Origin of the sequence: Aquamicrobium defluvii, from assembly GCF_004363725.1 — a bacterium.
GTDB classification, from domain to species: Bacteria; Pseudomonadota; Alphaproteobacteria; order Rhizobiales; family Rhizobiaceae; genus Mesorhizobium; species Mesorhizobium defluvii.
The window spans coordinates 114,986-128,779 of record NZ_SNZF01000003.1 but is presented as its reverse complement, the minus strand read 5'-3'; the positions used below and the strand labels follow the sequence as shown (position 1 = coordinate 128,779).

General features: G+C 65.0%; 15 protein-coding genes and 1 pseudogene. 10 read left to right on the top strand and 6 right to left on the bottom strand.

Translation table 11 applies throughout. The features are described from left to right. Positions 1 to 26: 26 nt before the first annotated feature. Positions 27 to 627: pseudogene (locus tag DES43_RS03225) on the top strand (ATP-dependent Clp protease proteolytic subunit). Positions 628 to 763: 136 nt separating this feature from the next. Here the strand turns inward: DES43_RS03225 and DES43_RS03220 are convergent. From DES43_RS03220 to DES43_RS03210, 3 genes are all read right to left on the bottom strand, one after another. Beyond that, complete coding sequence (locus DES43_RS03220) at positions 764 to 1,135, bottom strand: hypothetical protein (protein WP_035022057.1); 372 nt, start codon at positions 1,133 to 1,135, stop codon at positions 764 to 766. Between the two features lie 318 nt (positions 1,136 to 1,453). Beyond that, the gene (locus tag DES43_RS03215; protein ID WP_035022052.1) at positions 1,454 to 2,485 is read right to left on the bottom strand and encodes a peptidoglycan -binding protein; all 1,032 of its coding nucleotides are present in this window, start codon (positions 2,483 to 2,485) and stop codon (positions 1,454 to 1,456) included. Then, entirely contained in the window at positions 2,486 to 3,514 is a 1,029-nt protein-coding gene (locus DES43_RS03210) for a MotA/TolQ/ExbB proton channel family protein (RefSeq protein ID WP_035022050.1), read from the bottom strand. Positions 3,515 to 3,711: 197 nt separating this feature from the next. Here DES43_RS03210 and DES43_RS03205 point away from each other — a divergent pair, with 197 nt between their 5' ends. Continuing rightward, positions 3,712 to 4,698 carry an acyltransferase family protein gene (locus tag DES43_RS03205; protein ID WP_084496343.1) on the top strand — a complete coding sequence of 329 codons (987 nt, stop codon included), beginning with the start codon at positions 3,712 to 3,714 and terminating at the stop codon, positions 4,696 to 4,698. Here DES43_RS03205 and DES43_RS03200 read toward each other — a convergent pair. From DES43_RS03200 to DES43_RS03190, 3 genes are all read right to left on the bottom strand, one after another. After that, positions 4,690 to 5,490 (bottom strand): inositol monophosphatase family protein, encoded by an 801-nt coding sequence (locus DES43_RS03200; RefSeq protein ID WP_035022047.1) that lies wholly within the window; start codon positions 5,488 to 5,490, stop codon positions 4,690 to 4,692. The genes DES43_RS03205 and DES43_RS03200 overlap by 9 nt on opposite strands. Positions 5,491 to 5,634: 144 nt before the next feature. Then, a complete protein-coding gene (locus DES43_RS03195) occupies positions 5,635 to 6,624 on the bottom strand; it encodes a tetratricopeptide repeat protein (protein WP_133674803.1) in 990 nt (329 codons plus the stop codon). Position 6,625: 1 nt separating this feature from the next. Then, the gene (locus tag DES43_RS03190; protein WP_035022714.1) at positions 6,626 to 7,273 is read right to left on the bottom strand and encodes a thiamine phosphate synthase; all 648 of its coding nucleotides are present in this window, start codon (positions 7,271 to 7,273) and stop codon (positions 6,626 to 6,628) included. 488 nt (positions 7,274 to 7,761) lie between these two features. On the opposite strand from DES43_RS03190, the gene rcdA reads away from it, so the two are divergent. The 8 genes from rcdA to DES43_RS03150 all read left to right on the top strand — a co-directional run bounded on the left by rcdA (position 7,762) and on the right by DES43_RS03150 (position 13,763). After that, positions 7,762 to 8,283 (top strand): protease adaptor protein RcdA, encoded by a 522-nt coding sequence (gene rcdA, locus DES43_RS03185; RefSeq protein ID WP_035022044.1) that lies wholly within the window; start codon positions 7,762 to 7,764, stop codon positions 8,281 to 8,283. A 71-nt stretch (positions 8,284 to 8,354) separates the two neighbouring features. Then, positions 8,355 to 8,864: a crossover junction endodeoxyribonuclease RuvC gene (ruvC, locus tag DES43_RS03180; protein WP_035022041.1), complete on the top strand. Its 510-nt coding sequence runs from the start codon at positions 8,355 to 8,357 to the stop codon at positions 8,862 to 8,864. A gap of 13 nt (positions 8,865 to 8,877) precedes the next feature. Next, on the top strand, positions 8,878 to 9,498 hold the full coding sequence (ruvA, locus tag DES43_RS03175; protein WP_035022039.1) for a Holliday junction branch migration protein RuvA: 621 nt from the start codon (positions 8,878 to 8,880) through the stop codon (positions 9,496 to 9,498). Between the two features lie 58 nt (positions 9,499 to 9,556). Further along, on the top strand, positions 9,557 to 10,594 hold the full coding sequence (gene ruvB / locus DES43_RS03170; protein ID WP_035022036.1) for a Holliday junction branch migration DNA helicase RuvB: 1,038 nt from the start codon (positions 9,557 to 9,559) through the stop codon (positions 10,592 to 10,594). Positions 10,595 to 10,596: 2 nt separating this feature from the next. Continuing rightward, positions 10,597 to 11,049, top strand: coding sequence for a tol-pal system-associated acyl-CoA thioesterase (ybgC, locus tag DES43_RS03165; protein ID WP_245264616.1), 453 nt, complete (start codon positions 10,597 to 10,599; stop codon positions 11,047 to 11,049). A gap of 392 nt (positions 11,050 to 11,441) precedes the next feature. Then, on the top strand, positions 11,442 to 12,149 hold the full coding sequence (tolQ, locus tag DES43_RS03160; RefSeq protein ID WP_035022030.1) for a protein TolQ: 708 nt from the start codon (positions 11,442 to 11,444) through the stop codon (positions 12,147 to 12,149). A gap of 46 nt (positions 12,150 to 12,195) precedes the next feature. After that, positions 12,196 to 12,645, top strand: coding sequence for a protein TolR (gene tolR, locus DES43_RS03155; RefSeq protein WP_035022028.1), 450 nt, complete (start codon positions 12,196 to 12,198; stop codon positions 12,643 to 12,645). A gap of 5 nt (positions 12,646 to 12,650) precedes the next feature. Next, the gene (locus tag DES43_RS03150) at positions 12,651 to 13,763 is read left to right on the top strand and encodes a cell envelope integrity TolA family protein (RefSeq protein WP_035022025.1); all 1,113 of its coding nucleotides are present in this window, start codon (positions 12,651 to 12,653) and stop codon (positions 13,761 to 13,763) included. Positions 13,764 to 13,794: the final 31 nt, after the last annotated feature.

The following is a 13,794-nucleotide window of genomic DNA, read 5'->3' as shown; positions in this document are numbered from 1 at the left end:
CAACCATCGAAAACCGGAGTTCGCCGATGCGCGAAACGATGCAACTTGTCCCTATGGTCATTGAGCAGTCGAGCCGTGGAGAGCGGTCGTTCGACATTTTCTCGCGGCTGCTGCGCGAGCGGATCATTTTCCTCAATGGCGAGGTCAACGATACGGTTTCTGCGTTGGTCTGCGCGCAGATGCTGTTTCTGGAATCGGAGAACCCGGAGAAGCCGATCCATCTCTACATCAACTCGCCGGGCGGCGTGGTGACCAGCGGCCTCGCCATGTACGATACCATGCGCTACATCCGTGCCCCGGTGCATACGCTGTGCATGGGCACGGCACGCTCCATGGGATCGTTCCTGCTGATGGCGGGCGCGCCCGGCCATCGCGCGGCCCTGTCCAATGCGAGCCTGCTCGTCCACCAGCCCTCGGGCGGCTTCCAGGGGCAGGCATCGGACATCTTCATCCATGCCGAGGAAATCCAGCGCACCAAGCGGCGCATGACCCGGCTTTACGCCGAACATTGCGGCCGCAGCTACAAGGAAGTGGAGCAGGCGCTCGACCGCGACCATTTCATGACGGCGGAGGAAGGATTGGAATTGGGGATTGATCGATAAAATATTGTCTGGCTCGGGGGCGTAGAGCCGCCTTGCTCAGGCATGGACTCATAAAGTCACGACCTGATGGCGGGCCTTTGGTCTCGTCATCGCATCGTGTCAACCCATGTGATGTGTAGCGGGCGAGGCATTCGCCCCGCCCGTGATTCATGTCACGACAATCAGTTACCGTGGTCCACCACGTAGATCTGACTGGAGACGTTGTGAACCTTGCCCAGCAACTGGCGGTATTCCCTCTGGGGGATGTGTCCGCCTGCCGAGCGCGAAAGCGTCAGAACTTCGCTGCGAATGTCGGCAATCTGGCTGCGCAGACTGCTGGCCTGCTGCGGTGTTATGGAGTTTGTCGTCAGGGCGGAGTTGATCCCGTCGCCCAGGCTGCTCAACTGATCGAGGACGACCTTGGACGGCGGAGCCTGAGAGGCGATCTGGTTCGGGAGAAGACCAGCATCTTCCGCGGCTGCAAAGGCACCGACGAGAGGGGCCGCAACAAACGCGGCGGCAAGAGCGAGGGAGGGGAGTGAAATGGGGCGCATGATTGCGTCTCCTGTCTTGGGAGAAGCATGACTTCTCCAGCCGAACCGTCAGGTTCTGCCGACTCCAGACCTCAACGAGGCCCCGGCAGTTCCCGGTTCGCGGATGAACTTAGTGATGATCTGAAAAGAATAATAATTACAAAAAGATAATTGCTAATGGCGTGTTTGGGCCACAATTGGGGCGCGCTGCCACAATGTTGCCGCGAGTTGGTAAGAATCACTAGCCCGGCGGCGTTCCGGCGAATGCCGTTTCCGTCGCTTTTCCTCTTTATTTGGTGCTTTGCAGTCGGGTGGCGTCTGCTCGGCGCAACTGTGATGTCAGCGCTCGGTCAGCTTCAGTTCTATGCGGCGGTTGCGGTCGCGCGCTTCCTGCGTGCCGGTCTCGTCCAGCGGCTGGTATTCGCCGAAGCCGGCGGCGACAAGCCGGTTGGCCGGAACGCCGTTGGCGATGAGGAACTTGACGACCGAAATGGCGCGCGAGGCGGAAAGCTCCCAGTTGTCCCTGAAACGGCCGGTGCCGGACAGGGGCCGGTCGTCGGTATGGCCGTCGACACGCAGCACCCAGTTGATCTCGGGCGGGATCTCCTTCTGCAACTCGATGATCGCATCGGCGAGTTTCTTCATCTCCACCTGACCGGCGTCGTTGATCTGGTCGGAGCCGACGGGAAACAGCACTTCCGACTGGAACACGAAGCGATCGCCGACGATGCGGATGTTCTCGCGGTCGGCAAGGATTTCGCGCAGGCGTCCGAAAAAGTCGGAGCGGTAGCGGTTCAGCTCCTGCACACGCTGGGCCAGCGCCACGTTCAGCCTGCGCCCGAGGTCGGCGATCTTGGTATTGGATTCGCGGTCGCGCGCCTCCGAGGCGTCGAGCGCCTGCTCAAGCGCTGCGATCTGGCGGCGCAGCGCGGCGATCTGCTGGTTGAGCAGTTCCACCTGCGACAGCGCCCGCTGGCTGATCTGGCGCTCGCTGTCCAGTTCGCCCGCCAGCTTGTCGGCCCGGGCGGTGGCGGCGCTGCCCGCACCTTCGCCGGCGGCCAGCAATTGTTCGAGCCGGCTCTTCTCGGCCTCGGAAGCGGACAGCGATGCCTGAAGGTTGGCCAGCGCATCCTGCGCGTCCTGCACATTGCCGCGTTCGAGTGCCAGAAGCTGGGTCAGCTCGTTGATCTGCGCGTTCAGGCGGTTCAGCGCCTCGTCCTTGCCGGAGATTTCGCGGCTGAGCAGGAACTGCGCCAGCACGAACACCGACAGCAGGAACATGATGGCGAGCAGCAATGTCGACAGCGCATCGACGAAGCCCGGCCAGTAGTCGATGTGGCGATAGCTGCGGCGGCCGCGTGCGAGAGCCACTTACTTCACTCCCCGCTGCGCCTTGAGGGCCTCGGCGATCTTCTCCAGCGTCTCGCGCATGGCGCGCTGCTCGTCGGACTGGGCCTCGACCCAGTCGCGCATGATCTGCTGTTCGGAACGCATGTTCTTGACGAGCCCGGCGATGCCATCGGCGAGGTTGGCCATGGCCGCCGCCACGCGCGGGCTGGAGCCGCCGTTTTCCTGAAGCGAACGCAGGCGTTCGGAAAGCGCGCGCAACTCGTCGGTGGTGCCGGCGCTGCGCCCGTTCTCGGGACCGGCCAGATCGGAGGACAGATCGGTCACCGAAGAGAGCCAGTTCTCCAGTTCGGTGTAGAAGCGGTTCTGGGCGCGGCCTGCCTGAAGGTCGAGGAAGCCGAGGATCAGCGAGCCGGCGAGGCCGAACAGCGAGGACGAGAAGGCCGTGCCCATGCCCGAAAGCGGAGCCGAAAGGCCCTGCTTCAGCGCTTCCAGAACGGAAGCCGAATCGCCGGTGCCGGGGTCGAGGGACTGGATGGTCTCGCTGATCGAACCGATGGTCTGCAACAGGCCCCAGAAGGTGCCGAGCAGGCCGAGGAACACCAGAAGGCCGACGAGATAGCGCGAGGTGTCGCGGGTCTCGTCGAGGCGCGTGGCGATGGAATCGAGCATGGTGCGCATCGAGCTGGTCGAGACGGCGATCGAGGCGGAGCGGCCGAGCATGGCCTGCATCGGCGCCAGCAGCACGGGGTCCGTCGTTTCGGCCCCGGCGCGGAAGGAATTCACCCAGCGGACCTCGCGGAACAGTCGGCCGACCTGCGCGAAAGCCAACAGGATGCCCACGATCAGCACGCCGAGGATAAGGCCGTTGAGGCCGGGATTGGTGACGAAGGCCGACTGGATCTGCCGGCTGAGGATGATGGCGATGAAGCCCACCAGCCCGAGGAAGATGACCATGGTGAGCAGGAACACCTGGGGGCTGGAGAGTTTGTGGGGATCGTAGCTCAGCACATCCGAGCCGCCGCCAATACCGAACGATCTGAGCAGGGCCATGCGTCTTCCATCTGGTTTGCGCGTGTCGCGGCAACTCTAATCGGAATTCCGGTGAAATTGGAAGCCGCCCTGGCGAGATGAAGGCATAGGGCCGGAGCGCCACAGTCTCGCCCACCTCCCAATTATAGTGGAGATGTCGATTCGGTGATGGCGGGAGGGGCTTTCGAGAGAAAAGACGTCTGTTTGCGCCGCCGCCCATGAGTTCAGTAAAAACAAGCCGGAATACCCATCTGGATGCCCTCCGTGGCGCAGGTATATTGCTCGTCGTCTTCGGACATATGATCGAACAGCCGTCATCAGGCTCACCAGTTCTCCAGTCCATCTATGTCGGCATCTATTCTTTCCATATGCCGCTGTTCGCTTTCCTGTCCGGCATTTTCGCCCGTGAGAGGCTGGAGGGGCGCGATTACAGCAAGATCGTGTGGACGCTTGTGCTGCCGCTGGTCGTCTTCCAGCTCGCCTATATCGGCATGAGCAGGCTGACGGGCTGGTACGCATATTCGCTGTTCACGCCCTACTGGCTGCTGTGGTTCATCGCCAGCATGATCTTCTGGCGGCTGCTCCTGCCGCTGTTCGCATCGCCGGCCGGACTTGCCGTGGCCATCGCGATTTCCGTCGCGGCAGGCTATGACGACGGCATCGGCTATACGCTGAGCGTGTCGCGCACGCTTTATTTCCTGCCCTTCTTCGTGCTTGGCCATCTCTATGGCGAGCAGCTTGTGGCCATGGCGCGGCGCCATCCGCTGCGGTTCGCGCTGCTGTTCTGCGCCGCTGTGGGCGGGGTGCTGGCATGGTGGAAGCTCGGGCTCAACCCGGCGGCGCTGACCGGCAGCCGCGATTATACCAGCGGCGCGGCCGACAGCAATTATCCGGCGCTGGCGCGGCTGAGCCTGATGCTGCTCGGCGCGGCGGCGGCGGCGGGGTTCGCTGCCATCGTGCCGCGCGGTTCGGTGCTGCTCGGCTGGCTGGGCGAGCGCTCGCTGGCGGTCTACCTGCTGCATGGGCTGGTGGTAATGGCCTTCGTCGCCTCCGGCGCGCCGGCGCTGATTCCTTCAGCGCTGCCTTTGCCGGTGCTGGCCATGTTTTCGCTGCTGATCGCGCTGGCGACCGCGCTGGCGGACGGCCCGATGCGGAGGCTGTTCAGCCCGCCGCGAAAGGCGCCGCGCCTGATGGCGTCAGCGTGATGAGACGGGTTTCGAGAGCGTGTTGACCAGCGCGCGGTGGATGGCCTCGTTGCCGGCGACGACATTGCCGCTTTCGAGCATGTCCTGGCCGCCATCGGGCTCGGAGGCGAAGCCGCCGGCCTCGCGCACAAGCAGAAGCCCGGCTGCGACGTCCCAGGCTGAAAGCCCGGTTTCCCAGTAGCCGTCCATGCGTCCGGCGGCGACATAGGCAAGGTCGAGCGCGGCGGAGCCGAGACGGCGCACACCGGCCGCCTCGCCCATGACGTTGCGCAGCTCGACCAGGAAGTTGCCGTGATGGCCGCGGCCCAGATGCGGGATGCCGCAGCCGATCACCGCGTCGGAAAGCCTGGTGCGGGCGGCCACGCGCAGACGGCGGTCGTTCATGAAGGCCCCGCCGCCGCGCTCGGCGGTGTAGAGCTCGTCCATCACCGGGTTGTAGACGACGCCGGCGACGAGCTGTCCCTGACGTTCCAGCGCGATGGAGATGGCGAAGACAGGAATGCCGTGCAGGAAATTGGTGGTGCCGTCGAGCGGATCGACGATCCAGCGGTGCTGATCGTCGGCGCCGTCAACGGCGCCGCGCTCCTCCATCAGGAAGGCATAGCCCGGGCGGGCTTTGGAAAGCTCGGTATAGACGATGTCTTCGGCGCGACGGTCGGCCTGGCTGACATAGTCGCCCGGCCCCTTCAGGGAAACCTGAAGGTTCTGCACCTCGCCGAAATCGCGCGAGAGAGAACGGCCGGCCTTCATGGCAGCCTGAACCATGACGTTGATTATGGCGGAGCGGGCCATGTCGGTAAGGTCTCCGGATCTGTGGAATGGGCGCCGGCGATGGGGGCGGGCAGGTCGGCGTTTCCAAGACCACAAATCGCCGCCCGACGCAAGAGAAAGGGGTGCCGCAGGGCTTCTGCTCCGACCCATGACCATGGGCAGATGTTACGGCAGGCGGTTCGCCCGTTGCACCGCTTCCTGCAATTGCTGGTCGGTCAGGCCCTGCAGATAGTCTTCCATCTCGCGGTCGATGAGGCCGGCGCGGCGCGCCACGATATACCATGCGGCGGCGAGGATGGGGTCGGGCTCGGTGCCCAGGGCGGTGACGTAGAGCTTGGCCAGCCGGTTCTGCGCGGCCACATTGCCGCCGCGCGCCGCCATCTGCATCCAGTTGAAGCCTTTTTCGTAGTCGCGCGCGCCGCCGCGTCCCTCGATCAGCCATTGGGCGAGATCGAGCTGGGCTGTGTCGAAATTCTGCCGGGCGGCCTTTTCCAGCAATCCACGCGCCTTCACGTCGTCCTGCTCCCTGCCGCCCACGCCGTTGGCGTAGACCTGCGCCAGCGCATATTGTGCATCGGCAATGCCGGCCTCGGCGGCCCGTTCATAATAGTCCGTGGCCCGCGACAGGTCGTTGGGGTTCTCGCTGACCAGAAGCTGGGCGAAATTGAACTGGGCCAGCGCATTGCCGGCTTCGGCGGCCGCCTGCATCAGCGCGTGGGCTTCCTTTTCGTCCTTCGGCACGAAATTGCCGTCGAGAAGCATCAGCGCGTACTGGAACTGGGCCTCGGGAACGCCCCGCTCGGCCGCAGCGGCATACCATCTGGCCGCTTCCTTCGCGTTCACCGGCACGCCGAGCCCGCGCGCCAGCAGTTCGGCCACCAGCGTCTGGGCGGCGGGATCGCCATTCTGCGCGCGCGGCAGCGCCAGATTGTAGGCGGTCTTGTAGAGCCCGCGCTGATAGGCGCCATAAGCCTCGTCGATCTGCTTGCCGAAGCGGGCTGGGTCGAGGTCGGGCAGGCGCGCGCGTTCTTCCGTCGTTGCGGGCTGGGGCAGCGGGCGGTCGCCCTTGTCCTGATCGACGGCGGTTCCGGCCGCGCCGGCCGCGCCGAGGCCGGCCAGCAGCAACGTCACGGCAAGTCCGGGACGCCACGCCATATCAGCTCTCGAAACGTGGCGCATGCGCGTCGAGCAGCGCATTGGCCTGGGCAACGGCCTCGCGCGGATCGACGCCGTCTGCGAAAATGGCAGCCGAAAGAGCCACAAATTCCGCGCCGGTCGTGGCTACGTCGACCACCGAAGCGATATCGGAGCCGCCCATGACGATGCAGGGGATCTGCACCATCTGAGCCCACCATGCGCCGAGGGTGAGGTTGCGCGGATGCGGCTTGGAGTCGGTATCGTAGCCGAAACGGCCGAAGAACATGTAGTCGGGTCCTTCCTCGCCAAGCTCCAGCGCGTCGTCGCGCGTCTTGGCTCCGCCGGCGCCGACCATCATGCGTTCCTGCACGCGTCCGATCGTGTCGGCCAGTTCCTGGCGCCTGCCCTCGATGTGGAGCCCGTCGGCCTTGACGCGCCCGGCGACGCGGCTGTCGCCGGCGACGATTGCCGCGGCTCCCGCGCCCTGCGCCAGCGGTACCAGCTTCTCGGCGGCGCGCTGGAAGGCGGCTTCATCCGTCTCGCCTTGCGGCAGGAGCACCGAGGCGACATCGCCGCCTTCGAGGGCCGCGGCAAGCCGGCCTGCATCGGTGCCGGGCATGACGATCAGGACGAGGCGGCAGCGGTCTGGAGGCGTTTGCGGGTTCATGGCAATTCCGGTTTCGATCTGCCCTATGCAGGGCGAAATTGGTTGCATTGCGGCATAGAGCAAAGCGTCCGCATTGAACAGGTGGTGCATGGCCGATGATCCGCCGGGGCTGGGGACCGTGCGCGCACCGCCGTCTGCATCTTTCCTGAAAATTACGGGCGGCGTTAAGCGACCATTAAGCTTTACAGCTGTTTACTATGTGCATCCAGTGATCTGGATTCTTACCGAGTGGTTGGAGCCACTTTGTTTGACGCCTCCCTGTTAACTTCTGAGAGCCGCCTTACCCGCGGCTCTTTTTTTATGCGCCGTGCTTCACGATGGAAGCCATTTGTGTGCCGTTTCGGGCACGCAACCTGTTCATATTAACCTTTCATTAAGTATAGACTTGCCTTGAAAAGCCGTGAGGCGCATTTTCCGGAGCGGAAGCCGTATAGGGTGGCAGTCATGCCGCAGGGTCGAATCGCCTCTGCGCAAGACCAGGGTGCGTTATGAATCGATCTTCACAGGAAAGCGGGAACACGATCAGGCTGGCCGAGCGCCGCATCTTCTCGCAATCCTTCCAGCCGCTCTACAATGAGGGCATGGGGCTGGTGGAGCAGGCGGCCGAGTATCTGGATTCGCGCGGGCGCACCGAGGCCAGGAAGCTGACCAGGCTGGCGGCAACGCTTTATGCCGCCGAATCGATGCGGCTCACCACAAGGCTCATGCAGATCGCGTCATGGCTGCTGCTCCAGCGCGCCGCCAATTCCGGCGAGATGACGCGCGACCAGGTGGCGGCGGAAAAGGCCAAGGTGCGCCTCGACACGGTTTCCGCCCACGAGGACGCGGAGGGCTGGAGCGAACTGCCGGTCGAATTCGTCGATCTGGTGCGCCGCTCGCTGCGCCTACAATCGCTGGTCAAACGCATGGACGAGGAAGTCTACGGCGATGCGCTGCCACAGGGGCTGGAGCGCGGCAGTCCGGTGTTCGACCAGATTTCCCTGCTCAACACCGCCTTCGCCCGGGGGTAATCCCCTGTTGCGTTTCTGGTTTGTTCACATTTCGCTGGCAAGTCTGCGGCCGGTGAATAGAGTGGACGACCATGGCGGAAACGATTCGGATCATCGGCATCGACCCGGGGCTTCGGCGCACCGGCTGGGGCATCGTGGAGAGCCTTGGAAACTCGCTGCGCTTCGTGGCTTCCGGTTCCGTCTGCTCGGACGACAAGGCGACGCTCGCCTCGCGCCTGTGCCAGTTGCACGAGGGCCTGTCGCAGGTGCTTCATCAGGCCATGCCGCATGAGGCGGCCGTGGAGCAGACCTTCGTCAACAAGGACGCCACTGCGACGCTGAAGCTCGGCCAGGCGCGCGGGGTGGCCATGCTGGTGCCGGCCCTTGCCGGCCTGCCGGTGGCCGAATATGCGCCCAATGCGGTCAAGAAGGCGGTGATCGGCGTCGGCCATGGCGACAAGAAGCAGATCCACATGATGGTCAAGGTGCTGATGCCCAAGGCCGTGTTCGACACGCATGATGCGGCCGATGCGCTGGCCATCGCCATCTGCCATGCCCACCACAGGCAAAGCGTGGCATACCGGCTGAAGCAGATCGCATAGGAAGGGCAGGGGCATGATCGGCAAGCTCAAGGGCACGCTGGACGAGATCGACGAGGATCATTGCGTCGTCGATGTGCACGGCGTCGGCTATGTCGCCTTCTGTTCGGCGCGCACGCTGGCCTCGCTGCCCGCGCCCGGCGAGGCGGTGGTGCTGTTCATCGAAACGGTGGTGCGCGAGGACATGATCCGCCTGTTCGGATTCAGCTCGGCGCTGGAGCGCGACTGGTTCCGCCTTCTCTCCACCCATGTGCCGGGCGTTGGCGCAAAGGTGGCCATGTCGGTCCTGTCCACGCTCAGCCCTTCCGATCTCGCCAACGCCATCGCGCTGCGCGACATCGCCATGGTCAGCCGCGCCCCCGGCGTCGGCAAGAAGGTGGCCGAGCGCATCGTCACCGAACTGAAGAACAAGGCCCCGGCCTATGCCGGCGCGGCGAGCGGCACCATCGGCCTCAAGCAGGAACTCGGCGAAGGCGTGGCGCCTGCGCCGGTGGCCGACGCCGTTTCGGCGCTGGTCAATCTCGGCTATGCGCGCGACATTGCCGCCAATGCGGTGGCCGCCGCGCTGAAGGCTGCGGGGGAGGATGCCGATTCGGCCCGCCTCATCCGTTTCGGCCTGAAGGAGCTGGCGCGGTGAGACACGGTTTGCCGAGGCCCTGCTTGCCCCGGGCTGCGCACCGTGGCAGGACAGCGCCATGAACACCGCCCCCCGCCTCATCTCGTCCGAAAAGCGCGGCGAGGACGCCGACCAGACGCTGCGGCCGCAGACGCTCGACGATTTCGTCGGTCAGGCGGCGGCGCGCGCCAATCTGAAAGTGTTCATCGAGGCGGCCAGGGGGCGCGGCGACGCGCTCGACCATGTGCTGTTCGTCGGCCCGCCGGGGCTCGGCAAGACCACGCTCGCCCAGATCATGGCGCGCGAGATGGGCGTCAATTTCCGCTCCACCTCCGGCCCGGTGATCGCCAAGGCGGGCGACCTCGCCGCGCTGCTCACCAATCTCGAGGACCGCGACGTGCTGTTCATCGACGAGATTCATCGCCTGAGCCCGGCGGTGGAGGAAATCCTCTATCCGGCCATGGAGGATTTCCAGCTCGACCTCATCATCGGCGAGGGGCCGGCGGCGCGCTCGGTCAAGATCGACCTCGCCCGCTTCACGCTGGTGGCGGCGACGACGCGGCTCGGCCTGCTCACCAATCCGCTGCGCGACCGCTTCGGCATTCCGGTGCGGCTCAATTTCTATACGGTCGAGGAACTGGAGACGATCGTGCGGCGCGGAGCCCGAATCCTCGGCCTGCCGATGAGCGACGACGGCGCGGTCGAAATCGCGCGCCGGGCGCGGGGCACGCCGCGCATCGCAGGCCGGCTTCTGCGGCGGGTGCGCGATTTCGCGACTGTGGCCGGGGCGGACACGGTCAACCGCAAGATCGCGGATGAAGCTCTGTTGCGGCTGGAGGTCGACGGGCTCGGCCTCGATGCGCTCGACCGTCGCTATCTTTCCATGATCGCCTCGAATTTCGGCGGCGGGCCGGTCGGGATCGAGACCATCGCCGCCGCGCTCTCGGAACCGCGCGACGCCATCGAGGACATCATTGAGCCCTATCTGATCCAGCAGGGCTTCATCCAGCGCACGCCGCGCGGGCGCATCCTCACAGCCAACGCCTGGCGGCATATGGGGCTGGAAGCGCCGCGCGACATCGCCCAGCAGCAGATCGGCCTGTTCGAGGACGAATGAGCATGCAGGACGACATTCCGCCGGGGCTCGCCGGCGAGCTGACACCTTTCGGCCACCGGCTCAAGGCGCGGGTCTACTATGCCGACACCGATTTTTCGGGCGTCGTCTACCATGCCCGCTATCTGGAATTCTTCGAGCGCGGGCGCTCGGATTTCCTGCGGCTGGTCGGTGTGCATCATACCCGGCTTGCCGCCGGCGAACGCGGCGAGAAGATCGTGTGGGTGGTGCGGCGCATGGAGATCGACTTCCGGTCCCCGGCCCGCATCGACGATATACTGACCGTCGAGACACGCACGCTGGAGGTTTCGGGTGCGCGCATCACCATGGCCCAGCAACTGAAGCGGGGCGGGGAGCTGCTGGTCGAGGCGCGCGTCGAAGCCGCCATCATCGGCGAGAACGGGCGTCCGCGCCGTTTCCCGAAGGAGTGGAACGCGGCTTTCATGCCGAAAGCCTGAGAATTTCAGGCCAGACATCCAGAAAATTCCGCCGGGGGACGGAGCGGATACGGCCTGCCATGTGCCGTCATCCGCACCGTGCCGGCAAGATTCCGAAAGCCGGAAGGCTTCTCGGGCAAGATCGTGCCCGAAACCCGACATGAGAAAAAGAGATCGTGTCGCGCGGGAAGCGTCGTCGTTCTAACGCATCCTTAACCATAACGCTTCATGAAGGTTTCGATGAAAATCGAAGGAATCGGTGCGCCTTCCTTTTACCAACATTTGCCGTGAAAAGGCCCCGAAAGGTGCCCATCGCAGGCATTTGAGGCGAAGCCGGGCGCGCGGGACAGCCAGGGGTAAAGCGTCGCAGGCCGGCGGAGAGCCCAGCCCGTGAAGTTTTAAGGAACGTTTGGATGGAAAACATCGCTCTCGCCGAACCGGCGGCGAATCTGTCGATCTGGGCCCTGTTCATGCAGGCGAACTGGGTGGTCAAGCTGGTCATGATCGGCCTGCTCGGCGCATCGGTGTGGACGTGGGCGATCATTTTCGACAAGGTCGTCTCCTACGGGCGCATGCGCTCGGCGCTCAATCGCTTCGAGCAGATATTCTGGTCGGGGCAGTCGCTGGAGGAACTCTACCGCACCCTTTCCGACCGCAAGACCACCGGCATGGGCTCGATCTTCGTGGCCGCCATGCGCGAATGGAAGAAAAGCTTCGAGAAGGGCGCGAAATCTCCGCACGGCCTGCAGATGCGCATCGACAAGGCCATGGACCTTGCACTCACCCGCGAGATGGAGCGGCTGGAAGGCAATCTGGGCTTCCTCGCCACCATCGGTTCGGCAGCGCCCTTCATCGGCCTGTTCGGCACGGTGATCGGCATCATGACCTCGTTCCAGGCGATCGCCGGCTCCAAGTCGACCAGCCTTGCGGTGGTGGCGCCGGGTATCGCGGAAGCCCTGCTGGCCACGGCCATCGGCCTGCTCGCGGCCATCCCCGCCGTCATCGCCTACAACAAGCTGTCGTCGGATGCCGGCAAGCTGGCCGGGCGCATGGAAGGCTTCGCGGACGAGTTTTCCGCCATACTCTCGCGCCAAATCGATGAAAAGGTCGCCCGGTCCTGATCGGGCAACTGCGGATCGCGCAACCGGGGCAGTCTGAGGTTCGGAAATGGGAATGTCTGTAGGCACGGGCGGTGGTGGCAGAGGCGGGCGCGGAAGGCGCGGCCGCCGCAACACGCTGATGTCGGAGATCAACGTCACGCCCTTCGTGGACGTGATGCTGGTTCTGCTGATCATCTTCATGGTGGCCGCACCCCTGCTCACCGTAGGCGTGCCCATCGACCTGCCCGAGACGCAGGCGAGGCCGATGAACGCCGACACCCAGCCGATCACCGTTTCGGTCAACGACAAGGGTCAGGTCTACCTTCAGGAGACCGAGATCGCGGTGGACGAAGTGGTGCCGCGGCTCGAGGCCATCGCCAAGACCGGCTATGAGGAGCGCATCTACGTGCGCGGCGACAAGACCGCCGACTATGGCACGGTGATGCAGGTCATGGCCCGCATCTCGGCCGCCGGGTACAAGAACCTCGGCCTCGTCACCCTTCAGGAACAGGACTGACAGCCTTGAAGGCGAGCCTCACCACATCGCTGGCCCTGCATGCGGCGGTGCTTGCCTTCGGGCTGGTGTCGCTGTCGGCGCCTGCCGCCTTCGAGGTGAGCGAGGTCGAATCGCTGCCGGTCGACATCGTGCCGCTGGAAGAGCTGACGCAGATCCAGCAGGGCGACAAAAAGGCACCGATGAACGAGAAGCCGGCGCCCACGCCGACGCAACGGCCCGACATCGTGGCCGACGCCCGAGAGGTCGGCGAAAATTCCGTCGACACGGACAAGCCGATCACGCCCGATCCCAAGCCGACGCCGGTGGACAATGCCGCGGCACCGCCGCCGGCGCCGAAACCGGCCGAAAAACCGGCTCCGCAGGAAACGCCGAAGGAAGAGCCGAAGCCTGAGCCGGTCAAGCCGCCTGAGCCAAAGCCGGCCCCCAAGCCCGAGCCGGTGAAGGAACCGCAGCCGGTCCAGAAGCCTGCCGATCAGAAGCCGGCCGAGGCAAAACCCGAGCCCGCAAAGCCCGACGCCGTGGCCGAGGCGATCGCAGCCGAGGACAAGCCTGCCGAGCAGTCGTCGCTTCCCGACAGGGCGCCCGCCCCGCAGGCGCGGCCGAAGCCGGCTGAAACGCAGACTGCGAAGGCTGCGGACAGCAAGCCGGCGCAGAAGACCCCGGCAAGCAGCAGCGCGCAGCAGAAGTCGGACGACAAGGATTTCAACGCCGACGAGATCGCCGCGCTGCTCGACAAGCGCAAGCCTTCCGGCGGCGGCGCGAAGCGCTCGACCGAGCAGGCGTCGCTGGGGGGCAGGAAGACCACCGGCGGCAACCGCCTGTCGCAGAACGAGATGGATGCGCTGCGCCAGAAGCTCGGCGGCTGCTGGAGCATTCCCGCCGGTGTGGACGATGCGGCCATGCTGAAGGTTTCGGTGCGCTTCCGGCTCGACCGTTCCGGCGTGCTGGAAGGCCGCCCGGAAGTGATCTCGGGCGGAGCATCCTCCGGCCCCGGCCGCACGGCCGCCGAATCCGCGGTGCGCGCGGTGCAGAAGTGCGCGCCCTTCAACCTGCCCGCCGACAAATATGACAGCTGGTCGGAAGTGGTGGTCAATTTCGACCCGAGCGACATGTTCTGAATCGCCGGACTGGAACCAATGAGGCTGAAAG